The sequence below is a fragment of the Streptomyces sp. NPDC001709 genome (genome assembly GCF_053596375.1).
In genome coordinates this window covers 36,155-59,236 of record NZ_JBSFGB010000032.1, presented here as the reverse complement: position 1 = coordinate 59,236, position 23,082 = coordinate 36,155, and the positions used below count along the sequence as shown (strand labels likewise).

Sequence of the window (23,082 nt, the reverse complement as noted above, 5' to 3'; positions counted from 1 at the left end):
GCGGCGCGGGCGCAGGCACCGCGAACCGTCGTTCGGCAAGCTGGTTTCCCAGGGCGGAAGCGGCCGTAGAGCCCCCAGGCGGGTAGGTGGTCGCCATGGACGAGGATGACGCGGACGCGGCGCTGCGAGCGGCGCTCGACCAGCTGGCGTTCGCCACCCGGAGCGCGGCGGCGCTGTCGAGCACGCTGGACGCGGTCGAGGGGCTCAGGCGGGTGTGCCGGGTGCTGGTGCCGGGACTGGCCGACTGGTCCGCGGCCGACCTGATGGACGAGGACGGCGCCGTCGAGCGGGTCTGTGTCTCGCACCGTGACCCCAATGCCGCCCTGACCGGCCTGACGGGACCGTTGCCGCCGGTGCCGGAGACGGCGACAGGCCCGCTGTCCCGGGTGCTTCGCGGCGCCGGCCCGCTGCTGTTGTCGGCCGGGCGGCTGTCGGCCGCGCAGGAGGCGCCCGATCCGCTGCACACGGCAACCATGCAACCGTTCGCCCGACTCGGGGGAGACTCCGTGATCGTGGCCCCCTTGCGGGCACGCCGGCGAGTGCTCGGTGCGCTGACCCTGGTCCGGGGCGAGGGGCACCCGCCGTGGGCCGAGGCGGACCTGGAACTGGTCGAGGACCTGACCCACCGCATCGCGCTGGCCCTCGACAACGCCAGGCTCTACGCCGAGACCCAGGCCGTCGCCGAGCGCCTCCAGCGCTCCCTGCTGCCGAACCTGCCCGTCGTACCGGGTCTGCGCATCACCGCCCGCTACTCCCCGGCGCTCGCCACTGCGCAGATCGGCGGTGACTGGTACGACAGCTTCGTCCTGCCGGAAAGCGGTGACACCACTTTGATCATCGGCGACGTCACCGGCCACGATCTGCGTGCCGCCGTGACCATGAGCCAGATCCGGAACATGCTGCGTGGCATCGCCTGCGACCGCCGGGAGCCCCCCGGCATGATTCTGCGCCGCTTGGACCTCGCAGTCGACGCCCTCTACAGCCACCGCACCGCCACCTGCGTGTACGCGCTGCTCAAGGGCCAGGAAGGAGGGCCGTACCAGCTGGAATGGGCGAGTGCCGGACATCCGCCACCCCTGCTGGTCACCGCGGACGGCGACACCACCTACCTCTGGAAAGCACACGGCCTCCTGCTGGGCGTCGACCCGCACGCCGAACGGCCCAGTGCCTGCCTGTCCCTGCCCGAGGGCAGCACCCTGCTGTTGTACACGGACGGCTTGATCGAACGGCGCGGCGAATCCATGGATCACGGCATGACCCGGCTCCGGCAGCGCGCTGCCGCCCTGGTCGGCCAGGACCTCGACGAGCTGAGTGACGAGCTGATGAACGGACTCGTGGCAGGTGCCCACGACGACATCGCCCTGCTCGCCCTGCGACTGCCACAGTCGGACTACGGCGTCTCGCCCTGAGGCCACGCAATGCAGGCCGTACGCGATGATCCTGCGACCGTGACACCTAGGTGTGCGCGCCGGCAAGGAGACAACGCAAGAGCCATCATGTACGGGCGGCCTGCCGAGCAGCGAGGAGGGCGAGGTGGCCACCCGTGGGCCAGGAGATCGACACTCACGTCAGCACCCGTCCGAGTCCGTCCGGCCAGGCGTCTTGCGGACGCGGTCAACCGCATCGTCGGGCCGGATGAGCGGACCGGCGGCTGGTTTCCCCCCGCGCCCGGGCCGGCGCTCCCCGGCTTCCGGGGCTCCGCCTGTCCGGCAGCACAAGCCCGACGGCTCCGCAGGGCGCGGTCCTCGGCGCGGGGCTGCGCCGCGTACGGGAGATCACCGAGACCGCCATGGGCCATGTGCGGCTCGCCGATGTTCCCGGCACGTGATCCTGCACGTCGGCAGCCGCGCTTGCCACTGCGTCCCGCTGCTCGACGAGCGTGGTGCCTTGCTGGGAGCGATCTCGACGCATCACGCCCGGCCCATCGCCGGATTCACCCGCAGCCAGCTCGCGGCCCTGCGCGAAACCGTCGACGTGGTGGGCAGCTGGCTGGCATGACACCGACGCACCGTCATCCCGGATGCTCTGGAGGATCTCCAGCGCACAGGTCCCAGGCGTACTGAGCGGCTGTTCGGCCCGCGCCGGCCTGCCGCTCGGTGCCGGTACGCGGCCTCGGAGGGCACCGGCCCGCGTACATACGGCTTCTCGCTCAGCGCATGCCGCAGACGAGAACGGACCGGCTACGACGTTGTCCCGAGCTGCGTTCCGGTTTGGCCCCGGCGCTTCGTAGCGTGCGTGATCAGCGACCGCCGGAGAGCCTGGCGTGCGACGTTTTGGTCAGATGGGTTCGGGGACACGTTGAGCGGAGGTCGCGTCGCGTGCGGGTTCGGAAGTGAGCTGGCATTCAACTCGTCCGCCCGCCCTGCCGTCCGGCTCAGAACGCGGGCGGCAGAGCTGTTCTGCGTTCAGATGGACCGTGCGGTGGCCAGTGCCTTGTCGAGGGAGGTGCGGATCTCGTCGGGCAGCTGTTGGCTGTGTACCCAGTCCACGATCAGTTCGGAGACCTGCCGCAGTTTCGTATTGGTGTGCTGTGAGACCTCTCGTAGCACTTGGAAGCCCTGCTCGGGACGCAGGCCACCGAGGGTGATGACCACACCGATCGCTTGGTCTACCACGGTGTGGAGACGACGGCCTCCTGCAGCTGACTGATTTCCGTCTGCAACTCGCTGATTTTGTTCAGGAGCGGTGTCCGTGCCGGAACCAAGTGCCCGTCGAGCCGCATCGGGATGCCGTTCAGAGAGTTTTCCATCATGATCACATCCCAGACCGCGGGTTTCCCGTCCGGGTCGCCGATGCCGTACGGAATTGCGAGGACGACAGTTCGACTATCACCCCAGGTTGCCGTTTTCGTGCATCCCGTTCCACGGCGCGCAGCGGCCGGTGGAGCGGAGCTCACTCGGGGTTCAACTCGGCCATGACGGCGGGCCCTGCCCGTCGGACGATCAGTACCGCTCGGATCGAGGGATGTTCCGTCCATGGCCGCGGGTGGCTGTCGGCGCGCCTGATCCGGGCGGAGGACTGTTCGACCACCAGATACCGGGGCAGGATCACGAGGCCGGGTGTCGTCCTGGCTCGGCTGACCCGTCTTCAGAGTCGGTTCGAGGGTCTCCGGTGTCGGCGCGGACGGCCGTGCGTTCGGAGTGCATCAACCGCAGCCGGAAGAAGACGTCCTGATCGCGGCGTCCCAGAGCATCCCCTCCTCCCGGGGCCGTGCGCACGACCGGTCGCGGCTTCGATTGAGCGCCTGTCGCACATCGCGGCAGGCATTCGGGTGTGGGTGGGGGACTCGGGAGGGGGCCCCGGAGATGGGCCGCGTTCAGCAGCGCATCCATGGGGCTGGCTCGACTCAGGCTCCTCCGGTTCAGCCAACGAGCCGGGGGGGGGAGCCGCTGACGGGACCGCAGTGGTGGCGCCCCACGATGGCGCCCATGGCCCCGCCGTTGGTGTGACGGGTGGTGACGGCGAGTTCCACGCACGACCCTGTGCCATCGCGACCCGGGAGGTGCCCTCGTCCCGCGGGAGCGCTGCCCGCTGCTGTGGGCACTGGCCGAGAGGCGTTCGGCACGCGGGGACGACGACAGATGCCTGCGTGGTGACGGACTGCTGGTCCCGATCTCCTCGTCGGCCACCCCTGGCGGACGACGTCTCCGGCATCTGCGTGGCCTGGTCGTGCTGATCGTCGAGACCGCGGCGGACCGCCGTGCCGGTAGGGAACGCGCGGAACGTGCGGGGCAGTCAGAACGGATGGAACAGGCGGAACGAGCCGCTCGTGCGAGCGCGATGGAGAGTCTCGTCGAGCGGTTGACACTCGTCGCGGAGATCACCGACGTGCTCGGTCAGACCTGGAGGTGGACAAGGCCCTCGCCCGGTTGAGCCGCGGCCTTGCTCCCCGCCTCGCCGACTGGGCCGCGGTGGACCTGCGGGTCGGCTCCCGTCAGGTGCACCGAGTGGCCGTGACCGGTCCGGAGAGCCGTGAAGCCCGGCAGGAGGACTGGCGCGGTCATCTGCCCCCGGTCGGGGAGGCGACCCACTCGCCCCTGGTCCAGGTACTGAACGAAGGCGCTCCCGTCCTTCAGAAGCGGTGAAGCGGCCGGCCATGGGACACCGGCTCGGTATTCGGCGGTCAGGTCGGCGGAGTGGCCGCCCCTGAACTGCGGGATTGCGGGTCGGCCGCGTTGCGGGTCCACGTCAGCCGGGACCGGTGGCCGCCAACGTACCGGCCGCGTGGTCGGCAGCGGGCGCGACGCTCGCTGAAACTCCCCACTCCGTTGAACGCCGGACCAAGTGGGGCGACAAGTAGCCCTGGCCGTTTTCAGGGCTCTGTCCGCAGTTCCGTGAATCCCCAGGTCAGCGAGGGGAACGACGGGCACAGCGCCCACGGCGCGGTGAGGTTCTGTTCGGCGAAGAGGCGTTCCGGAGCAGCCCTGCGGCGCCCGCGTACGGCCACCTGGTCGTGTCGGTGCCCGCCAGGCGCAACAAGTCGAAGGCGACGAAGTGGGCGGGCCACTGCTCGGCGAGCCGGCCAGCGCCGGCACCGCGCCGCTGGAGGCGACCCCGGAGTCGCTCGAAGGCGAGCCTGCTGGATTCCCGTACGACCAGCTCGCCGTCCAGGGCCGTCGCGTCGGGCAGTTGGACCGTGCCCGGAACGAACCTCGGGGAAGGAGGGTGCGAGGTTCCTGCCCCTGCGAGAGCGCAACACCAAACGCCCGGCATCCAGAGAGAGCAGCGCTCTCCAGCGATCGTTCTCCAGACTCTGGCGTGTCTCCTAAGACATGGGCCCGTCGAGCCGCTTTTGTACAGAGCAGCCGTGGCGGCCGCGTCCGCGGGCGAGTGCCGGAGCATGACTGTTCACGGATTGACGCTCCCTGCGGTGATTACCAAGCTGGTGGGGGGCTGTGGAAGGGACTGCGGTCGTGAGTGGTGGACAGAGTGGGCTCACCCGATTGCTGACGGCAGCGGAGACAGCGGCGCCGGCGGACGCCGTCGACGTGATCGCGGAGGACCTGCTGCGGCGCTTCGAGGCCACGAAGGTCTCTTTCCTCATCGTGGACCTGACGGGGAAGGCGGTGGCTCGGCTGTCCACCGCCCCCACTCGGGGTGGGCGGCAGGCCGAGCGGATTCCTCTGTTCGGCAGCGTCTACGAGGAGGTGATCCGTACCCAGCGCCTGTATCAGGACGCGACCGGCGAGGGGCAGCGGGTGATCGTGCCCGTCACCAACCGGGGGGATACGATCGGGCTGCTGGAACTGCTCCTGCCGACCGGCCCTGGCGAGGACGTGCTCGATGCAGTCGGGGAGGCCGCCCACATCCTGGCCTACATCGTGATCGCCAACGGCCGCTTCACCGATCTCTACACCTGGGGCAAACGCTCCAAGCCCCCCACCCTGGCAGCTGAAATCCAGTACCAGCTGCTGCCCCTGTCGCTGTCGTGCGAGGCCGCACAGTTCACCCTGTGCGGGAACCTGGAGCCCTCCGAGGACCTCAGCGGCGACACCTTCGACTACACCGTGGACCGCGACACCTTGCACGTGTCGGTGACCGATCCCATGGGCCACGACATGGATTCCGCCCTGGCCGCCACGGTCCTGGTGTGCGCTCTGCGCGGTGCCCGCCGGGCAGGCACCGACCTGGCCGAACAGGCCCACCGGGCAGACCAGGCACTGATCGAACACGGCCACGGTCATGCCACCGGGCAGCTCCTGCGCATCAATCTCCATACCGGGCGGGCCCGGCTCGTCAACGCCGGTCATCCCTGGCCACTGCGCATGCGCAACGGGGCTGTGGAGACGATCACCTGCGAGGTGGACCATCCCTTCGGGCTGTCTGAGCTGACTCCCCACCCGTACCGTGTGCAGGACCTCGACCTGCGACCCGGTGACCGTCTGCTCATGTTCACCGACGGCATGCTCGAACGTCACGGAGAGAAGGTCGACCTGCCCGCCCTGCTGGCGCGCACCCGGAATTTGCACCCGAGGGAGACCGTGCTGGCGCTGACGTCCGCGGTCCGGGACGCCGCCGACGGCCGGCTCGAAGACGATGCCACCGCCGTCTGCCTGGACTGGCACGGCCCCCAGGAGACCCAGCGGCACGTCAGCACCGGCGCAGACACCCGGCAAGCCTCAGCCGCACGCACGAAGGACCAGTCGTGACCTAGCTGAACGGTGCCAACGCGAATGACACATCACGAGGTGTCTGGAGAACTGTCCCACTTCTCCTCGGCGGCCCACCCATCGGGCGGCGCCGGGTCGGAGACGGGGGCCGCGAGCATCGGGTCCGGCAGCGCCCACATGCGCCACGCCTTCCACGCGGGCGCCCCTTCGTGCGGTGCTGCTGGTTCTCCGTTACTCGAGTAGGCCGAGTTCCGAAGCACTCGCCGGTGCTCTTGCCGAGTTGCTAGGCCGTCTCTTTGGCAGCCCGCGCCATGACTTGCGGACAACCGTGCACCAGAATGAGGGCTCAAAGCCGTTCGTGCGATGGCCGATGGAGGGCGACCAGTAAGGCGGGTCACAGGCTGTCCGTCATTGCCGGTCGCGAGTGGGCGGGGAGTCAACTCATTCTCAGCCTGCTCCGGCCAGGTTGGGCATTGGTTCGGGCGAAGCCATCCGGCTGTGGTCGGTAGGTGCCGATACGCCGGGATCGATGGGACGGTTGCGCGATGCCGTCCCGGACGGGGGTCTGACTCTTGAGATCTTTGACCGAAGTGTCCAGTCACAGGCTTGTCGACCGTCGTTGCGGGCTGGCTTCTGCTGTCACCGAGCCACAGGGCGTGTCCCAATAGGGGCCTTGCCGAGTTCCAGGCGCCATCACGGTTCAGACCGCCCGAGCGGGCCGGTGCCATCCACCCAGCACGTCACCAGGTGGGAGGCGAACCACCATGACGACCAGAGAGCGCAGTACCTCTTCCAGCACGGATCCGCCCAATCGGAGTGAGGTCGTCCTGGGCGTGGACACGCACGCGAGGTTCACGTCGCCGCCGTGGTCTCCCCGCTGGGGAAGGTCCTGAGCACAGAGTCCTTTCCGGCGACGGCCGTTGGCTACCGTCGGCTGCTCGTGTGGGCCCGCAAGCGGGGGACGGTGCGCCGGGCCGGTGTGGAGGGCACCGGTACCTTCGGCGCGTGCCTGTCCCGCTACCTGCTGACCCAGCAGATCCAGGTGTTCGAAGTGAACCGGCCCGACCGCACGGCCCGCCGTCTGCTCGGCAAGTCGGACCCGCTCGATGCGCAGGCCGCAGCGCGAGCCGTGCCCAGCGGTCGCACCCGGGCCCAGGCCAAGTCCGGCGACGGACCCGTGCACGGCGCCCGGATCTACAAACTCGCCAAGGACTCCGCGGTCAAGGCCCGCACACAGGCGATCAACCAGCTCAAGGCCGTCCTAGTGATCGCCGACCCCGCCCTGCGGGAACGGTTGTCGAGCTTGGGCAATGCCGAGCTGTTCCGCACCTGCGCGACCCTCAGCCCACCCGATGGTGGGGGAGACGAGGACGCGGTGGTCCAGGCCACCCACATGACATTACGCATGCTCGCCGAACGCATCGAACAGCTCACCGGGCAGATCAACGAGCTGTCCCAACGCCTGACCCAGCTCGTCGAACACCACGCCCCACAGCTACTCGTACCGGTGGGCATCGGCCCGGACAGCGCAGTCACCCTACTGATCACCATGGGAGACAACCCCGAGCGACTGAACACCGAAGCATCCTTTGCTGCCCTTTGCGGAGTCAGCCCCGTCGAGTACTCCTCTGGCCCTCGGAGCACGCGCCGGCTCAACTGCGGCGGGGACCGCCGGGCGAACGCGGCCCTGCACCGCATCGTGTTCACCCGGCTGCGCCACGATCCGCGCACCCAGGCGTACTACGAACGCCGCACCAAGGAGGGGAAGACCCGACGTGAGATCATCCGATGCCTCAAGCGATATGCCGCCCGCGAGGTCTTCAACCTGGTCAGAACGGTACCCGGCGTTCCCCCGTTATAGGGGCGTCCGTGAGACGTGAGAGGGTCTGGGGCGTGAGTGAGACACCACCGAACACCCTGCAATACCGCTTTGACGGGCCAGAAGACGGTCCGGTCCTGATCCTGGGTCCCTCACTGGGTACCACCTGGCACATGTGGGACCGCCAGATGCCGGAGCTGACCAAGCAATGGCGCGTCTTCCGCTTCGATCTGCCCGGCCACGGCGGCGCCCCCGCCCACCCGGCCGGATCCGTCGCCGAGCTGAGCACCCGGCTGCTGGCCGTGCTCGACTCGCTCGGGGTGCAGCGGTTCGGCTACGCGGGCTGTGCGCTGGGCGGGGCGATCGGTATCGAGCTGGCGCTGCGCCACCCCGAGCGGCTCGCCTCGCTGGCGCTGGTCGCGGCGTCGCCCCGGTTCGGGACCGCCGACGAGTTCCGGCAGCGCGGGGTGATCGTCCGTACCAACGGGCTCGACCCGATCGCCCGGACCTCGCCGGACCGCTGGTTCACCGGCGGGTTCGCCGCGGCCCAGCCGGCGATCACCGAGTGGGCGGTGCAGATGGTCCGCACCACCGACCCGGGCTGCTACATCGCCGCCTGCGAGGCGCTCGCCTCGTTCGACGTGCGGTCCGAGCTGGGCCGGGTCGGGGTGCCGACGCTCGTGCTCGTCGGCTCCGACGACCGGGTCACCGGGCCGGCCGAGGCCCGCACCCTGGTCGCGGGCATCCCGGACGCCCGGCTCGCGGTCGTCCCCGGCGCCTCCCACCTGGTCCCGGTCGAGCAGCCGGCGGCCGTCACCGACCTGCTGGTGCACCACTTCGCCACCGCCTGGCAGCAGCCCTACGACACCGGCCAGACCGCCCTGCCGGCCGTGCCGGTCAGCCCGGCCATCGCCGCGGCGCCGCACACCGCGCCGGTCGCCGAGATAGCCCCGGCGGCGGTACCGGCGCAGCCGGCCGCGCGGCCCGACCGGTACGAGACCGGGCTGAAGATCCGCCGGGAGGTGCTCGGCGACGCACACGTGGACCGGGCGCTGGCGCAGGCCGACGGGTTCTGCGGGGAGTTCCAGGAGTTCATCACCCGCTACGCCTGGGGCGAGATCTGGGACCGGCCGGGCCTGGACCGCCGTACCCGCAGCTGCGTCACGCTCACCGCGCTGGTCGCCGGCGGCCACCTGGAGGAGCTGGCCTTCCACACCCGGGCCGCACTGCGCAACGGACTCACCCCGGACGAGATCAAGGAGGTGCTGCTGCAGGCCGCCGTGTACTGCGGGGTGCCGGCCGCGAACAGCGCTTTCCGGGTGGCCCGGCAGGTCATCCAGGAGGAGACCACGCCCGCCGAGTGAGCCGCGCCACGCTGCCCAGGGCAGGATGGGGAGTCATGAAGCTCACGAAGAAGTCGCACGCCTGCGTCCGTCTCGACAAGGGCGGTCAGACACTCGTCATCGACCCCGGAGGGTTCAGCGAGGAGGACGCCGCGCTCGGCGCGGACGCCATCCTGATCACGCACGAGCACCCGGACCACTTCGACGAGTTCCGGCTCAGGGCCGCCATGGAGAACAACCCGGCCGCGCAGATCTGGACGCTGAAGTCCGTCGCCGAGCAGATCACGGCGGCCTTCCCCGGCCGGGTGCACACCGTTGGTCACGGCGACACCTTCACGGCGGCCGGCTTCGACGTGCGGGTCCACGGCGAACTGCACGCCGTGATCCACCCGGACATCCCGCGGATCACCAACGTCGGCTATCTGATCGACGGCGGGAAGGTCTTCCATCCTGGCGACGCCCTCACCGTCCCCGATCATCCGGTGGAGACGCTGATGCTTCCGGTGATGGCCCCCTGGAACAAGATCTCCGAGGTCATCGACTATGTCCGCGAGGTCCGGCCGCAGCGCGCCTACGACGTCCACGACGCCCTGCTGACCGACCGGGCCCGCCCGATCTACGACCGCCAGATCGGCGCCCTGGGCGGCACGGACCACCGGCGGCTGACCCCCGGGGCCTCCGCCGAGGTGTGAGCCGGAGGCGGTGCCCGCTCTCGGGCCGGGACCGGTTGTCACAGGCTCCGGGTAGGTTGTGAGGCATGCGCATCGCTACCTGGAACGTGAACTCGATCACCGCCCGCCTTCCGAGGCTGCTGGCCTGGCTGGAGAGCAGCGGTACGGACGTGCTGTGCCTGCAGGAGGCCAAGGTCGCCGAGGAGCAGTTCCCGTTCGATCAGCTGCGCGAGCTGGGCTACGAGTCGGCGGTCCACGCGACCGGCCGGTGGAACGGCGTGGCGGTGCTCTCCCGGGTCGGCATCGAGGACGTCGTCAAGGGCCTGCCCGGCGATCCCGGCTTCGACGGGGTCACCGAGCCGCGCGCCGTCTCGGCGACCTGCGGCCCGGTCCGCGTCTGGTCGGTGTACGTCCCCAACGGCCGCGAGGTGGAGCACCCGCACTACGCGTACAAGCTCCAGTGGTTCGAGGCCCTGAAGGCGGCCGTCGCCGGCGACGCGGGCGGCAGCCGCCCGTTCGCCGTCATGGGGGACTACAACGTGGCGCCGGCCGACGAGGACGTCTACGACGTGGCCGCCTTCGAGGGCTCCACCCACGTCACCCCCGCCGAGCGCGCCGCCCTCGCCTCCCTGCGCGGGGCGGGCCTGACCGACGTGGTGCCGCGCCCCCTGAAGTACGACCACCCCTTCACATACTGGGACTACCGCCAGCTCTGCTTCCCGAAGAACCGCGGCATGCGCATCGACCTGGTGTACGGCAACGAACCCTTCGCCAAGGCCGTCAAGGACGCCTACGTCGACCGTGAGGAGCGCAAGGGCAAGGGTGCCTCCGATCACGCTCCCGTGGTGGTCGACCTCGACGTCTGATGCCACCCTGGGTCCATGAACCTCCCGTTCCTGGGCCACCGGCACAAGAAGAACGGAGACACGGCGCCCCCGGCCGACCCCGAGGCGGTCGCCGCGCTGCTCTCCGAGTGCGAACTGCTCCGCTCGCAGGCGGCCCGGGCCGGTGTCCGTCTCGACGACACCCCGGCCTCCCTGGAGGCCCTGGACCAGCTCGTCCCGCGCTGGCGTGACGACGCCGAGACCCTGCCCTGGCTGGGCCATGACGCGGGGCTGTATCTGGGCACGGTCGTGGTGCGCACCGTACCCGGCGCCGCCTGGCGGATCCGCCAGGACGGCGAGCCCGTCGTACGGCTGGCCTCCGGCCGCGAGGTGGAGGTCGTGGACCCCGGGCAGGACTGGGCCGCGAGCGGCGTTCCCGAGCTGTCCCAGCTGTACGCGGAGATCGCCGAGACCTGATCCCGCTCTCTGCCGTCCCCTGCCGGGCTTAAATACGGCTTATGCCCGAAAAGTGCGTGTCGTCCCTCAACCCCGCTGCCGTCTGGATAGTTTGCGGCAACCACGACACAGCTGAGAGCGATCCTCACGCACTGACGGGGGTACCCGTGTTCCGTACCACCCGTCAGCTCCTCGCCCCCCGCTTCCTGTTGCTCTGCCGGGAAGCTCATCGCATCGAACCTCGACTACGATTTGCCGTTCATCCCTGTGGTGGGATGGTGCTGCTGCCGGGTGGGGAGGCCCGAAGGCCCCGAAACCCTAGGGGGGTGGCAGTTCACGGGCCAGGCTCGTCCGGCGGCAGCCGGAGATCACTGCTCGCGCACGGGGACGGACACGTACGACGGGTCGTCCGAGGGCGAGGAGAAGGTCAGCTGCGCGCCGGACGGGTTGTGCTCGATGTACAGCGGGTCGACCGTGTCGACCACCAGCGCGAGGCGGTGCCCGGCGGGTACGTCGTAGGCCGTGGAGAACAGGTCCAGATCGACGTCGAACGGCTCGCCTGGCGTCCGCCCGTGCCAGGTGTACGGCGCGTGCGTGACCAGCTTGCCGAAACCGAGCGGCCCCACGTCGTACAGATAGCCGACGAGGGTGCCGCTCTCCGCGGTCGGGGTCAGCGTGGTGTGCAGGGTGGCCGTGCCGCGCACCTGCTGGGCGGTGCCGTAGCGCTCCGACTGCCACACGGCCGCCCAGCGGCGCGGCAGCAGCGGGATGGAGGCCATGGGCGGCAGCTGGGCGACCTGGTCGAGGATGTTGGAGAGGAAGACGATCCCGCCGTCGGCGCCGGAGTCGACGTTCGCGTGAATCGTGGTGGAACCGGCGAGCGCGATCTTCCGGCGGGTCGCGCCGACCGACTTCCAGTCCGGATAGCCCTCGTATCCCCCCGCGCTACGGGACTTCAACTGGACCGGCTGCTCACGGTCGATGCCGTTGTCGGCTCCCTTGAGGTAGTGGTCGAACCAGCGCTCGGTGTCCGTCCAGACGTCGTTGGGCAGCCCGAACAGGCCGGTCAGTTCGGCGGTCGCGTGATCGCCGGGACGCAGTTCGAGCCGCTTGGGCACGGTCAGCCTCTGGTAGAAGCCGGCGTACTGGTTGGCCGGGAAGACCGTGTCGCCCCAGGCGTTGGCGAGCATGACGGCCGCGCCGTTCTTGTTCAGCTGGTCGACATAGGTCGCGGCGGAACGTTTCCTCCCCCAGTCGATCATCTCCTGCTCCTTCGACAGGTTCGAGGAGTACAGGTTGTCGAAGATCTCCCGCAGCTCCGGGCTCTCCCGGCCGGTGAGGGTGGCCGCGCCGTCCAGCACGGCCGCCGCCTGGATGTGCTGGGTGCGGCCCGAGTAGATGGAGTCGATCAGGTCCGCCCAGCCGCTGAGCGCGGCCACGGCCTTGATGCGCTTGTCGTGTGCGGCGGCGAGCAGGCTGATCCCGGCGCCGTACGAGACCCCGGCCATGCCGACGTGCCCCGGGTCGGCCGGGGTGTTGGCGAGGGCCCAGTCGATGACCTTGGAGGCGTCCGCTATGTCCGGCGGACCGGCCACTTCTATCTGTCCGCCGGACTGCCAGAAGCCGCGCACGTTGTAGGTGAGCACCACATAGCCGGCGTCGGCGAGCTTCTGCGCCTGCGCCAGGTACTCCACCTGCGGCAGACTCCAGCTCGTGGGTAGCACGATGAGCGGGTAGCTGTGCGAGCCGTCGGCGCCTTCGGGCGTGACGACGTTCGCCTTCAGTACGGTGCCGCCGTCGCCGGTGATGTCGACGAACCGGACGCTCGGCGTGCCGGCCTGGGCGGTTGGCGCCAGGCCGACGACGGTGCCGGCGACCAGTGCCGCGGAGACGGCTCCCGCGGCGGCGGCGCGCAGAGCGGTGCGACCTTGTCCCATGGGTCACTCCTTCACTCGTGTCAGTGCAAAGTGACCCGACGGTAACGTGGTGCCTTACCGCAGGTAACCCGTCGGTAAGTTACGTACCAGTAAAGATTGTTGAACCGCTAAGCGGCCGCATCGGCGGAGGCCGGCTCCGGAAGCGGCGTCCGCGCCGCCCGCGTGACGTCGGCGACCAGCTCGACCACATCCGGGCCGTAGGCCTGCGAGTTGACCACCTTCAGCAGCAGGACGAAGGAGCCGGTGCCGTATTTGCGGTACAACCGCTCGTGGTGGCGGGCGAGATAGCGGGTGGCGGCCTGGTTGTCGACGGCCCGCTGGCCGCAGAAGAGGAACACCGGGCGGGCGTCCTCCTGGCCGTCCGCGGTGAGCCGGGCGAGCAGGACGTACTCGCTCCGGCCGCGCTCCATGCGGTACTGCTCCCCGCCGATCCGGAACGTCCCCCGCTCCGCCACCGGTTCGGGCTCCGTGTTGACCCACACACCCGGCAGCAGCGAGGAGAGGTGGGCCGCCGTCCGGCGGTTCGAGTACGGCCCGCCGACGCAGAATTCCGTGCGCCCGCCGAAGCCCTGCTGGGTCCCGTCATGTCCCACCACCTGGGCGCGCGCATGACAGTCCTTGATCAGGGCGGAGAGTTCCAGCAGGGCGTACATGTCGTAGCGCTTCACCGACAGCTCCGGTCCACCAGACGCGCGGGGGACCACCAGCAGTGACTCGGAGTGGTCCGGCAGCCCGAAGAACGCCTGCTTGCGGCGGAGTTTGCGCCGCCACAGATACGTACGGGCGAGCCAGCCCAGCGAGGCCGATATCCCGGTCGCCACCAGGCCCAGGACGATGTTGCGCACGTCGTCGTTCATGGCCGCGCATGGTAGCGGTCCAGGGCGACGCCGGTGGTACCCCAGGCGTACTGTCGGTACTACGGCAATCTGGCTACGCTGCGCGGACTGTCCCTACGGGAGGTACGGATGGGTCGTCCTGGCACGCGGAAACTGGCGGTTCTGGCGGTCTCGGCCGCCCTGGTGTCGGTGGGGGCGGCGGCGCCACCCGCCGCGACAACGAGCGAGACCCCCACGAAGGTTCCGGTGGCCGTCGGTTACGGCGGCGCGGTCTCCAGCGTCGACGCGGGCGCCTCCGCGGCCGGCATCGAGGTACTCAGACGCGGCGGCAACGCGGTCGACGCGGCCGTGGCCACCGCCGCCGCGCTCGGCGTCACCGAGCCCTACTCGGCCGGCATCGGCGGAGGCGGCTACTTCGTCTACTACGACGCCAAGTCCCGCACGGTGCACACCATCGACGGCCGTGAGACCGCACCGCTCAGCGCCGACTCCGACCTGTTCACGGAGAACGGCAAGCCGCTCGCCTTCGCCGACGCCGTCAGCAGCGGCCTGAGCGTCGGCACCCCGGGCACACCCGCCACCTGGCAGACCGCGCTGGACGAGTGGGGCAGCAGGAGGCTCGGCACGCTCCTGAAGCCGGCCGAGCGGATCGCCCGCGACGGCTTCACCGTGGACGACACCTTCCGCTCGCAGACGGCGTCCAACGAGAAGCGTTTCCGCTACTTCCCGGACACCGCCCGGCTGTTCCTGCCGAACGGGCAGCTTCCGGTCGTCGGCTCCACCTTCAAGAACCCCGAACTCGCCCGCACCTACGAGGAGCTGGGCCGCGAGGGCATCGGCGCGATCTACCGCGGCGACATCGGCGACGACATCGTCGACACGGTCGAGCAACCACCCGTGGACCCCGCCTCCGGCTGGAACGCCCGCCCCGGCAAACTGGCGGAGAAGGACCTCGCCGTCTACCACGCCAAGCTCCAGGCACCCACCAGGACGTCGTACCGCGGCCTGAACGTGTACTCCATCGCCCCCTCCTCCTCCGGCGGCACCACGGTCGGTGAGGCCCTGAACATCCTGGAGAACACCGACCTTTCCAAGGCGAGCGAGACGCAGTACCTGCACCACTTCATCGAGGCGAGCCGGATCGCCTTCGCGGACCGCGGGCGCTGGGTCGGCGACCCCGCCTTCGAGGACGTACCCACCAAGCAGCTGCTGTCGCAGGAGTACGCCGACTCGCGCGCCTGCCTGATCAAGGACGACGCGGTCCTCACCAGCCCGCTCGCCCCCGGCGACCCGCGCCACCCCGCAGCCTGCGGCGAGGGCGGTACGGCGGCCCCGACGACGTACGAGGGCGAGAACACCACGCACCTGACCGTGGCCGACAAGTGGGGCAACGTCGTCTCCTACACGCTCACCATCGAGCAGACCGGCGGCAGCGGCATCACCGTGCCCGGCCGGGGCTTCCTGCTCAACAACGAGCTGACCGACTTCTCCTTCGCCCCGGCCAACCCGGCCGTGCACGACCCGAACCTGCCGGGTCCGGGCAAGCGGCCGCGCTCCTCGATCTCCCCGACGATCGTCCTGGACAAGAGCAACCGGCCCGTGGTGGCGCTCGGTTCGCCCGGCGGCGCGACCATCATCACCACCGTGCTGCAGACCCTCACCGAGTTCCTCGACCGGCATCTGCCGCTGGTCGACGCCATCGCCGCACCCCGCGCCAGCCAGCGCAACGCGGCCCAGACCGAACTCGAACCCGCCCTCTACAACGGCGACCTGAGGACACAGCTGGAAGCCATCGGCCACTCCTTCAAGCTCAACCCCGAGATCGGCGCGGCGACCGGCGTGCAACGGCTGCCGGACGGCAGGTGGCTGGCCGCAGCCGAGAAGGTACGACGCGGTGGCGGCTCGGCGATGGTGGTGGTTCCGGATCCGGATCCGGCGCCCTAGACCGCAGGGGGTGTTCCGCGCGTGTCCGACGAACGCGCCGAAGGAGACGACCGGGCCGGACGTCGGGTTCGAGAACGCCGTGAAGCCGGGTGACGCGGCGCTCCGCCGGGTCGCGGCGAAGCTGCGGGGGGATGAGTAGAAGTACTCATGACGGCCGCCGAGCCGCGGGGAAGGATCGGGGGATGGCGACGCTGAGGAAGACGAGAGCCGGGCTCGGGATGCTGCCGTTGGCGGTGACGGTCCTGCTGACGGCGGGGTGCGGAACGCAGCGGGCAGGGGATACCGCCGATGTGTACCGGCGTTCGCATCCGACCCCGACCGGTATATCGACGCCGAGTACACCAGCGGATTTCCCCTGCCCCGGCGAGAGTCCCAAGCCGACGGCGCCCACGGCCGCCACTACCCCCACCTCAACCGTGCCGCCGACCGACCACTACGCCGAAAACCACGGCTTCAGAGTTCCCATCCCGCTCCACGGTCAGAGTCGCTGCGACGGGCTCACCGCCGTCGCACGCGTCAAGAGCGCACTCGAACCGCTGCGCCGGCGCGGCGACTTCGCCCCGGGCAGCGTCCGCAACGCGCTCACCGGCCTCGGCTACTCCGCCGGGAAGGTGCAGGTGTACCAGGACGGGTCCACCGGGGTCGGCTTCCTCATCGACATCGGCGCCTCTCCCTGGTGTGTGGAGGGCACGATGAGCAGTGACTCCGCCAAGGCGGACGCCTTCGGCGGCTACCCCGACGGCACTGGCTGCGAGCCTCCGAGCGGCGGCCACTGACACAACGGAGAACTCGGCGAAAACTCGCAGAACACCCTCTCACAACTCCGGTGCGGGCGGCCGGGTTTCCCGGGGTCGGGCTTCCTGGGCCTGGGCTTCCTGGGGACGGAAGTCCAGCCGCCCGTCCCGGACGTCTACGCTCACCCGGCTGCCCTCGGAGATCGTGCCGTCCAGCAGCCGCCTCGACAGCTGGTTGTCCACCTCCCGCTGGATGGTGCGGCGCAGCGGCCGGGCTCCGTACTCCGGCTGGTAGCCGCGCTCGGCGAGCCAGTCGACGGCCGCCTCGGTGAACTCGACCGTGACGCCCTGCCCGTCCAGCAGCCGCCGGGTGCTCTCCAGCAGCAGGTCGGTGATCTGCCGCAGTTGCTCGCTCGTCAGCTGCCGGAAGACCACGATCTCTTCGATGCGGTTGAGGAACTCCGGCCGGAAGTGCTCGCGCAGCGGCCGGAGGATCTGCTCGCGCCGCGCCTCCTCGTCGGCCTCCGCACCGCCCGGCCCGAACCCGATCCCGGCACCGCGCCGGGTGATCGCCTCGGAACCGAGGTTGCTGGTCATCACGATGACCGTGTTGGTGAAGTCCACCGTCCGGCCCTGGGAGTCGGTCAGCCGGCCGTCGTCCAGGACCTGCAGCAGGATGTTGAAGACGTCCGGGTGCGCCTTCTCCACCTCGTCGAGCAGGAGCAGCGAGTACGGGTACCGGCGCACCACCTCGGTGAGCTGCCCGGCCTCCTCGTGGCCGACGTAGCCGGGCGGGGCGCCGACCAGCCGGGAGACGGTGTGCCGCTCCTGGTACTCGCTCATGTCCAGCCGGACCATGCGGTCCTCGCTGCCGAACAGCGCCTCGGCGAGCGCCCGGGCCAGCTCGGTCTTGCCGACGCCGGTCGGGCCGAGGAACAGGAAGCTGCCGATCGGCCGGTTCGGGCTCGCGAGGCCCGCGCGGGAGCGCAGCACGGCCTCCGAGACCACGGCGACGGCCTCCTCCTGGCCGACGACCCGCTGGTGCAGGTGTTCCTCCAGCCCGAGCAGCCGCTCCTTCTCCTCCTGGGTGAGCCGGCTGACCGGAATGCCGGTCTGCCGGGACACCACCTCGGCGACGGCCTCCGCCGTCACCTCCAGGTCCAGCCCCTCGTCGACCCTGTCGTCGCCGCTCGCCTCCGTGATCCGCTGCTTCAGCTCGCCGATCCGGTCGCGCAGCTCCTTGGCCTTGTCGTAGTCCTCGTCGGCGACCGCCTGGTCCTTGTCCCGGACCAGCTGCTCGGTCTCGCGCTCCATCGCGCGCACGTCCGTGCCCTTGGTCCGCGCGCCGAGCCGTACCCGGGCGCCCGCCTGGTCGATCAGGTCGATCGCCTTGTCCGGCAGCCGCCGGTCGGTGAGATACCGGTCCGACAGCTCCACGGCCGCGATCAGCGCCTCGTCGGTGTAGCGGACCTGGTGGTGGGCCTCGTAGCGGTCGCGCAGCCCGCGCAGGATCTCGATGGTGTCCTCGGCCGTCGGCTCGGGCACCAGGATCGGCTGGAACCGGCGGGCCAGCGCCGCGTCCTTCTCGATCCGGCGGAACTCCTCCAGGGTGGTCGCGCCCACGATGTGCAGCTCGCCGCGGGCCAGGGCGGGCTTGAGGATGTTCCCGGCGTCCATCGCGCCGCCCTCGCCGCCGGAACCCGCGCCCACCACGGTGTGCAGCTCGTCGATGAACACGATCAGCTTGTCCGAGTGGGCGCGGATCTCCTCCACGATGTTGTTCAGGCGCTCCTCGAAGTCGCCCCGGTAGCGGGTGCCGGCGACGACACCGGTCAGGTCCAGGGCGACGACCCGGCGGTCTGCCAGGATGTCCGGCACGTCCCCGTCCGCGATGCGCTGGGCGAGGCCTTCGACGATGGCCGTCTTGCCGACCCCGGCGTCCCCGATGAGGACGGGGTTGTTCTTGCCGCGCCGGGACAGCACCTCGATGGTCTGCTCGATCTCCGTGTCCCGGCCGATGACCGGGTCGATCCGGCCCTGCCGGGCCAGCTCGGTCATATCGCGGCCGTACTTGTCCAGCGTGGGCGTACCGGTGGCGCGCTGCCGCTCCGGGCGCACCTGGACGCTCTCCGGGGCCTCGGCCGGCAGGGCGCCGGCCGAGAACCGGGCCGCGTGCAGGATGTGCCCGGCCGCCGAGTCCGGGTTGGCGGCCAGCGCGCTGAGCACATGCTCCGGGCCGATGTATCCGGCCCCGCTCGCCCGCGCCAGGTCGTGCGCGTCCAGCAGGGCGCGCTTGACGGCCGGGGTGAGCGACAGCGAGGTCGGCGGCGGGGCCTCGCCGGGCGGGTGCTGCGCCGGGCCGGCCCGGCCGTCGATCTCCGACGCCAGCGAGTCCGGGTCCGCGCCGGCCCGGCTCAGCAGGCTCCGGGTGGGCTCGGCCGCCACGGCGGCGCGCAGCAGGTGCTGGGTGTCCAGGTCCCGGCTGCCGTGCTCGGCGGCGTACACCGCGGCCCCTCTGACCAGCTCGCGGGCCGGCTGGCTGAGCAGGCGGCCGATGTCGATGTGGCGTTTGGCTCCGCTGGGGGCGCCGCCGAAAAAGCGCGCCAGGAATTCACCGAAGGGGTCAGGAGGGTAGCCGTTGGTCATGGCGTTGCTTCCTTCGCTGACGGCATGCGGAGCGGCCGGGTAACCCGGGGTGGGTTGCTCATGCCCACGATGTCACGATCTGTGGGGGTGGGCATGTTCGCCTGCGTTTCTGCGCGCCCCGGGTCGCCTGCTTCTAGTGCCCCTAGTGCCTCTCGGTGAGAACCCTCGGCCCCGTCTCCGTGATCGCCACGGTGTGCTCCACGTGGGCCGCGCGGGACCCGTCGGTCGTCCGCAGGGTCCAGCCGTCGTCGGCTTCGAAGTAGGTGTCCTTGCCACTGGCGATGAGCATGGGCTCGATGGCGAGGGCCATACCCGGGCGCAACGTCATCCCTCGCCCCGGACGGCCCTCGTTCGGGACGTCGGGGTCCTCGTGCATACGGCGGCCGATGCCGTGACCACCGAAGCCGTGCGGGATGCCGTAGCCGGCGCTTCGGCAGACCCGGCCGACGGCGTGTGCGATGTCGCCGATGCGGTTGCCGGCGACAGCCGCCTCGATGCCGGCCGCGAGCGCCCGCTCGGCCGTCTCGATCAGGCGGAGGTCCGTCGGGCGCGGGCGGCCCACCGTGAAGCTGAGCGCCGAGTCGCCGACCCAGCCGTCCAGCTCGGCACCGCAGTCGATGGAGACCAGGTCGCCGTCGCGGAGCCGGTAGCCGGTGGGGATGCCGTGCACGATCGCGTCGTTCACGGAGGCACAGATCACCGCGGGGAAGGGGGTCGGGGCGAAGGAGGGGCGGTAGCCGAGGAACGGCGAGGAGGCCCCGGCCTCACGCAGTACCTCCCGCGCCACCTCGTCCAGCTCCAGCAGGCAGACGCCGACGTCCGCGGCCTGTCGTACGGCGGTCAGGGCCCGCCCGACGACCTGGCCGGCCGCGTGCATCGCGTCGATCGATGTGTCCGTCTTCAGCTCCACCATGCCAATTACTATACCGGTATTTTAATGGGGAGCCGCCGTGTGGGCCGGTATTAGAATGGGCGACATGGTCCGTACCCCCCTCACCCCCGAAGAGCGCGAACGCGGCGAGCGGCTCGGGCGGCTGCTGCGCGAGGCGCGCGGCGGCCGGAGCATGACCGAGGTGGCCGCGCAGGCGGGGGTCTCCGCCGAGACGCTGCGCAAGATCGAGACGGGCCGGGCGCCGACGCCCGCGTTCTTCACCGTGGCCGCGCTGGCCGGGGTTCTCGGGCTGTCCATGGACGAACTGGTCGCACGGTGCGCCCTCGTGGTCGCGTGAGGCGCCGTCCGCGCAACGGCCGGGGTCCCGCGATGAGGTGTCCGCGCGCTGCCGGAAAACTCTGTGTAGCAGCGCCGTAACACAACTGGTGTTGCCTAACCGGCGGAGTACCGGCGGCCGGGCGGGAGCTGAGCGATGGCGGTGGATCGACTCCCCGGTGGGGTACGGGAGTTCGCGAGCTACCTGGACGGCCTGCTGGCGCGCCTGGACCGGGGCGGAGGCTGGAGCGGGGTCTTCTGGCAGCGCGACCCGGACGGCATGCGGGCCTGCCTGGACGGGCGCGAGGTGCCGCCGTGGGACGTGGTGGAGGCGCTGCTGGAGGACCTCGCGGGTGCCTACGGCTCCGCCGCCGCCGAGGCCGAGCGGGAAAGGGCCCGCGCCCTGTACCGGGCCGCCCTCGCCGCCTACGACGCCCGCCCCGGCGCGCGGGACACCTTGCTCGACCGCCTCGACGTCATGCTCCGCGAACAGCGCTACGCCGCCGAACGCCACGCCGACCTCACCCGCCTGCTCACCGCACCGACTTCCGCCGAGGAGGCCGACTCCCTCCGCCTGGACCTCGCCTGGGCCCAGGACGACCACGAACGCGCCACCGCCAGATGCGCGGAACTCCGCAGCCGTTTGACCGAGTTGGACCGACACGGAGCGATGAGCACACGGGGACCGGTTCACGGGGCTGACTCCGGTCCACTGCCCGTCGAGGCCGAGGATCCGGAGGCGGCGGGGGGTTCGGGGACGTCCGCTGGGGCGCCGCCGGACTTCGGCGGCGTCGACCGCGGCGACCACATGGCGGAGCGGGGGCGGCGGGGAGTTGGGGACATGCGTGGGGGTGTGGCCGGGCCGGCTCGGGGGACAGGCGGAGAGCCGGCGCCGGCGGGGCGGGGGACGTCGGCTGGGGCGCCGCCGGACTTCGGCGGCGTCGCCCGTGATCGCGCCCAGCGCCCGACCGGGTCCGCCTCCGGCTACGGCCCCCCGCACGCAGAGCCTGCTGACGGCTCGCCAGTCGGCCCGGAGAGCTGGACCGGCGGACGCGTCCCGGACGACGACCGTCGCAGAAGCGCTTCGTCCACCGGCGAGGACTTCCAACCCGCTGGCTTCCCCGCAGGCCACCCCGTCCGGGCACAGGCCACCCTGCCCCACGGCATCGCGGCCCCCGCTCAGGATCCGCAAGCAGTGACGCCTCCCCGGCCCTCGCGTGCCGACGGCTCCGCTCGGGCCCCGCATGGCGCCGCGCCTGCTCCGGCCCCCCGTGGAGCCGCCTCCGGTTCGACCCCGCATGGGTCCACGCCCGCTCCGGCCTCGCACGCCACCGCTTCGGCTTCAGCCCCGTACGCCGACGGCCCCGCTTGGGACTCGCAGAACGCAACGTCTGCCCGGTCCCGCCATGCCGACGGTTCCGCTCGGGCCCCGCATGCCGCTGCGTCCGCTCCGGCGTCGGGTGGGGGCGTGCCCGCTCAGGCTCCGCACATCGACGGGTTCCAAGGTGACCCCCGCATCGTCACGCCTGCCCAGCCCCCGCCTACCTCGCAGACCGACGGCTCCGCTCGGCCCCCGCACCCCGTAGCGCCCCCTCCGGCCCCGCATGTCGCCGCGCCCGACCACATCCCCCACGCCCCCGCTCATGCCGTGCCCCCCACCCCCGAGGCGCCCAAAGCCCGTAAGCGCCGGCGTGGCAGTGCTCGGTTCGCCGGGATGGTGGAGGAGGCGGCCGCTTCTGTCGTCGTGCCGCAGGCGGCACCGCCGGTCATGCCGGAGGGGAGTCCGCGTGGGGCGCGGTTCGCCGGGGTCGCCGCCCAGCCCGGCGAGGCGGGGCCCGTCGGCGGCGAGGTGGTGGACGGCGAGGCGTGGGCCGCGGCTGCCGGGGTCGTGGAGCGGCTCGCGCGGTTGCGGGCCGAGGGGCGCACCGGGGAGGCGCATGTGCTGCTGGTGGAGGTCGCGCAGTGGCCCGCCGGACGGTTCCCCGCGCTCGCGGACGCGCTGTATCGCGCGGGGCTCGACGCCGACTGGGCCACGCTGCTGTGGGAGGCCGTCTCGCTGCCCGCGGAGCGGCTGGTCGCCGCCGCCGACGCGCTCGCCGCCGCCGGACGGGACGCCGACGGGCGGCAGTTACTGCGGCAGGGCGTGGCCCGTCCGGCGGAGCAGATCGGCGCGGCCGTGCTACGCCTGGAGGGCGAGGGCCGCCGGCGGGAGACGGAGGCCCTGCTGGATGCCTATGTGCGGGTCCGTACGGCGGAAGAGGCCGCCCGCAGCGTCGTACCCGATCCGCGTCGGCTCGTGCCGCTGCTGCTCCGGGCCGCGCAGGCCGTCTCCGACGAGCGGCACTGGGACCTCGTGCACGCGCTGCGGGTGGCCGGACACGCGACGTGAGCGGCGGAACGTCATATCGTCCCGGTATGCTCCGGTTCACCCCTTCGAGTGGCCCCGTCGCTCACCCACCGGGGTGTGAAACGTGATCGAGTCCGCGGGTTGACGACGATGGTCTTGGCAAGGGCCTCCCGGAGGCTTACTTTCGTCCCTCTACGGCCTGCTCTAC

Annotated in this window: 17 protein-coding genes and 1 pseudogene; 13 read left to right on the top strand and 5 right to left on the bottom strand. The window is 71.0% G+C overall.

The window, feature by feature from the left end; genetic code table 11:
• Positions 1-95: 95 nt before the first annotated feature.
• Together ACWC0C_RS35615 and ACWC0C_RS35610 are read left to right on the top strand one after the other, a co-directional pair.
• On the top strand, positions 96-1,409 hold the full coding sequence (locus ACWC0C_RS35615) for a PP2C family protein-serine/threonine phosphatase (protein WP_450868369.1): 1,314 nt from the start codon (positions 96-98) through the stop codon (positions 1,407-1,409).
• A 226-nt stretch (positions 1,410-1,635) separates the two neighbouring features.
• Complete coding sequence (locus ACWC0C_RS35610; RefSeq protein ID WP_450868367.1) at positions 1,636-1,998, top strand: GAF domain-containing protein; 363 nt, start codon at positions 1,636-1,638, stop codon at positions 1,996-1,998.
• 407 nt (positions 1,999-2,405) lie between these two features.
• Here the strand turns inward: ACWC0C_RS35610 and ACWC0C_RS35605 are convergent, their stop codons facing one another.
• Complete coding sequence (locus ACWC0C_RS35605) at positions 2,406-2,615, bottom strand: ANTAR domain-containing protein (protein WP_450868365.1); 210 nt, start codon at positions 2,613-2,615, stop codon at positions 2,406-2,408.
• Between the two features lie 1,233 nt (positions 2,616-3,848).
• Between ACWC0C_RS35605 and ACWC0C_RS35600 the strand changes: the two genes are divergently transcribed.
• The 7 genes and pseudogenes from ACWC0C_RS35600 to ACWC0C_RS35570 all read left to right on the top strand — a co-directional run bounded on the left by ACWC0C_RS35600 (position 3,849) and on the right by ACWC0C_RS35570 (position 11,244).
• On the top strand, positions 3,849-4,085 hold the full coding sequence (locus tag ACWC0C_RS35600) for a hypothetical protein (RefSeq protein ID WP_450868363.1): 237 nt from the start codon (positions 3,849-3,851) through the stop codon (positions 4,083-4,085).
• Positions 4,086-4,913: 828 nt separating this feature from the next.
• Entirely contained in the window at positions 4,914-6,149 is a 1,236-nt protein-coding gene (locus ACWC0C_RS35595) for a PP2C family protein-serine/threonine phosphatase (RefSeq protein ID WP_450868361.1), read from the top strand.
• A 725-nt stretch (positions 6,150-6,874) separates the two neighbouring features.
• A pseudogene (locus ACWC0C_RS35590) lies at positions 6,875-7,971 on the top strand (IS110 family transposase).
• A gap of 32 nt (positions 7,972-8,003) precedes the next feature.
• Positions 8,004-9,293 carry a bifunctional 3-oxoadipate enol-lactonase/4-carboxymuconolactone decarboxylase PcaDC gene (pcaDC, locus tag ACWC0C_RS35585; protein WP_450868360.1) on the top strand — a complete coding sequence of 430 codons (1,290 nt, stop codon included), beginning with the start codon at positions 8,004-8,006 and terminating at the stop codon, positions 9,291-9,293.
• A gap of 35 nt (positions 9,294-9,328) precedes the next feature.
• Entirely contained in the window at positions 9,329-9,964 is a 636-nt protein-coding gene (locus ACWC0C_RS35580; protein ID WP_450868359.1) for an MBL fold metallo-hydrolase, read from the top strand.
• A 65-nt stretch (positions 9,965-10,029) separates the two neighbouring features.
• The gene (locus ACWC0C_RS35575; protein ID WP_449197872.1) at positions 10,030-10,809 is read left to right on the top strand and encodes an exodeoxyribonuclease III; all 780 of its coding nucleotides are present in this window, start codon (positions 10,030-10,032) and stop codon (positions 10,807-10,809) included.
• A 15-nt stretch (positions 10,810-10,824) separates the two neighbouring features.
• The gene (locus tag ACWC0C_RS35570) at positions 10,825-11,244 is read left to right on the top strand and encodes a DUF6278 family protein (RefSeq protein ID WP_450868356.1); all 420 of its coding nucleotides are present in this window, start codon (positions 10,825-10,827) and stop codon (positions 11,242-11,244) included.
• Positions 11,245-11,591: 347 nt separating this feature from the next.
• Here the strand turns inward: ACWC0C_RS35570 and ACWC0C_RS35565 are convergent, their stop codons facing one another.
• Together ACWC0C_RS35565 and ACWC0C_RS35560 are read right to left on the bottom strand one after the other, a co-directional pair.
• Positions 11,592-13,160 carry a CocE/NonD family hydrolase gene (locus ACWC0C_RS35565; protein ID WP_450868354.1) on the bottom strand — a complete coding sequence of 523 codons (1,569 nt, stop codon included), beginning with the start codon at positions 13,158-13,160 and terminating at the stop codon, positions 11,592-11,594.
• Positions 13,161-13,267: 107 nt separating this feature from the next.
• Positions 13,268-14,017, bottom strand: coding sequence for a hypothetical protein (locus ACWC0C_RS35560; RefSeq protein ID WP_450868353.1), 750 nt, complete (start codon positions 14,015-14,017; stop codon positions 13,268-13,270).
• Positions 14,018-14,125: 108 nt separating this feature from the next.
• Here ACWC0C_RS35560 and ggt point away from each other — a divergent pair, with 108 nt between their 5' ends.
• Complete coding sequence (gene ggt / locus ACWC0C_RS35555; RefSeq protein ID WP_450868351.1) at positions 14,126-15,940, top strand: gamma-glutamyltransferase; 1,815 nt, start codon at positions 14,126-14,128, stop codon at positions 15,938-15,940.
• Between the two features lie 416 nt (positions 15,941-16,356).
• Positions 16,357-16,716 carry a hypothetical protein gene (locus ACWC0C_RS35550; RefSeq protein WP_449197867.1) on the top strand — a complete coding sequence of 120 codons (360 nt, stop codon included), beginning with the start codon at positions 16,357-16,359 and terminating at the stop codon, positions 16,714-16,716.
• 39 nt (positions 16,717-16,755) lie between these two features.
• On the opposite strand, the gene ACWC0C_RS35545 is transcribed toward ACWC0C_RS35550, so the two are convergent.
• The gene (locus ACWC0C_RS35545; protein WP_449197866.1) at positions 16,756-19,320 is read right to left on the bottom strand and encodes an ATP-dependent Clp protease ATP-binding subunit; all 2,565 of its coding nucleotides are present in this window, start codon (positions 19,318-19,320) and stop codon (positions 16,756-16,758) included.
• A gap of 142 nt (positions 19,321-19,462) precedes the next feature.
• Positions 19,463-20,233, bottom strand: coding sequence for a type I methionyl aminopeptidase (map, locus tag ACWC0C_RS35540; protein ID WP_449197865.1), 771 nt, complete (start codon positions 20,231-20,233; stop codon positions 19,463-19,465).
• A 64-nt stretch (positions 20,234-20,297) separates the two neighbouring features.
• On the opposite strand from map, the gene ACWC0C_RS35535 reads away from it, so the two are divergent.
• Positions 20,298-20,549 (top strand): helix-turn-helix domain-containing protein, encoded by a 252-nt coding sequence (locus ACWC0C_RS35535; RefSeq protein WP_449197864.1) that lies wholly within the window; start codon positions 20,298-20,300, stop codon positions 20,547-20,549.
• A 135-nt stretch (positions 20,550-20,684) separates the two neighbouring features.
• A complete protein-coding gene (locus ACWC0C_RS35530; protein ID WP_450868348.1) occupies positions 20,685-22,916 on the top strand; it encodes a hypothetical protein in 2,232 nt (743 codons plus the stop codon).
• Positions 22,917-23,082: the final 166 nt, after the last annotated feature.

Coding starts and splice junctions, on each gene's coding strand:
- ACWC0C_RS35615 (WP_450868369.1), top strand. CDS start 96: ATGGACGAGGATGACGCGGACGCGGCGCTGCGAGCGGCGCTCGACCAG.
- ACWC0C_RS35610 (WP_450868367.1), top strand. CDS start 1,636: ATGAGCGGACCGGCGGCTGGTTTCCCCCCGCGCCCGGGCCGGCGCTCC.
- ACWC0C_RS35580 (WP_450868359.1), top strand. CDS start 9,329: ATGAAGCTCACGAAGAAGTCGCACGCCTGCGTCCGTCTCGACAAGGGC.
- ACWC0C_RS35575 (WP_449197872.1), top strand. CDS start 10,030: ATGCGCATCGCTACCTGGAACGTGAACTCGATCACCGCCCGCCTTCCG.
- ACWC0C_RS35570 (WP_450868356.1), top strand. CDS start 10,825: ATGAACCTCCCGTTCCTGGGCCACCGGCACAAGAAGAACGGAGACACG.
- ACWC0C_RS35565 (WP_450868354.1), bottom strand. CDS start 13,160: ATGGGACAAGGTCGCACCGCTCTGCGCGCCGCCGCCGCGGGAGCCGTC.
- ACWC0C_RS35560 (WP_450868353.1), bottom strand. CDS start 14,017: ATGAACGACGACGTGCGCAACATCGTCCTGGGCCTGGTGGCGACCGGG.
- ggt (WP_450868351.1), top strand. CDS start 14,126: ATGGGTCGTCCTGGCACGCGGAAACTGGCGGTTCTGGCGGTCTCGGCC.
- ACWC0C_RS35545 (WP_449197866.1), bottom strand. CDS start 19,320: ATGACCAACGGCTACCCTCCTGACCCCTTCGGTGAATTCCTGGCGCGC.
- map (WP_449197865.1), bottom strand. CDS start 20,233: ATGGTGGAGCTGAAGACGGACACATCGATCGACGCGATGCACGCGGCC.
- ACWC0C_RS35535 (WP_449197864.1), top strand. CDS start 20,298: ATGGTCCGTACCCCCCTCACCCCCGAAGAGCGCGAACGCGGCGAGCGG.
- ACWC0C_RS35530 (WP_450868348.1), top strand. CDS start 20,685: ATGGCGGTGGATCGACTCCCCGGTGGGGTACGGGAGTTCGCGAGCTAC.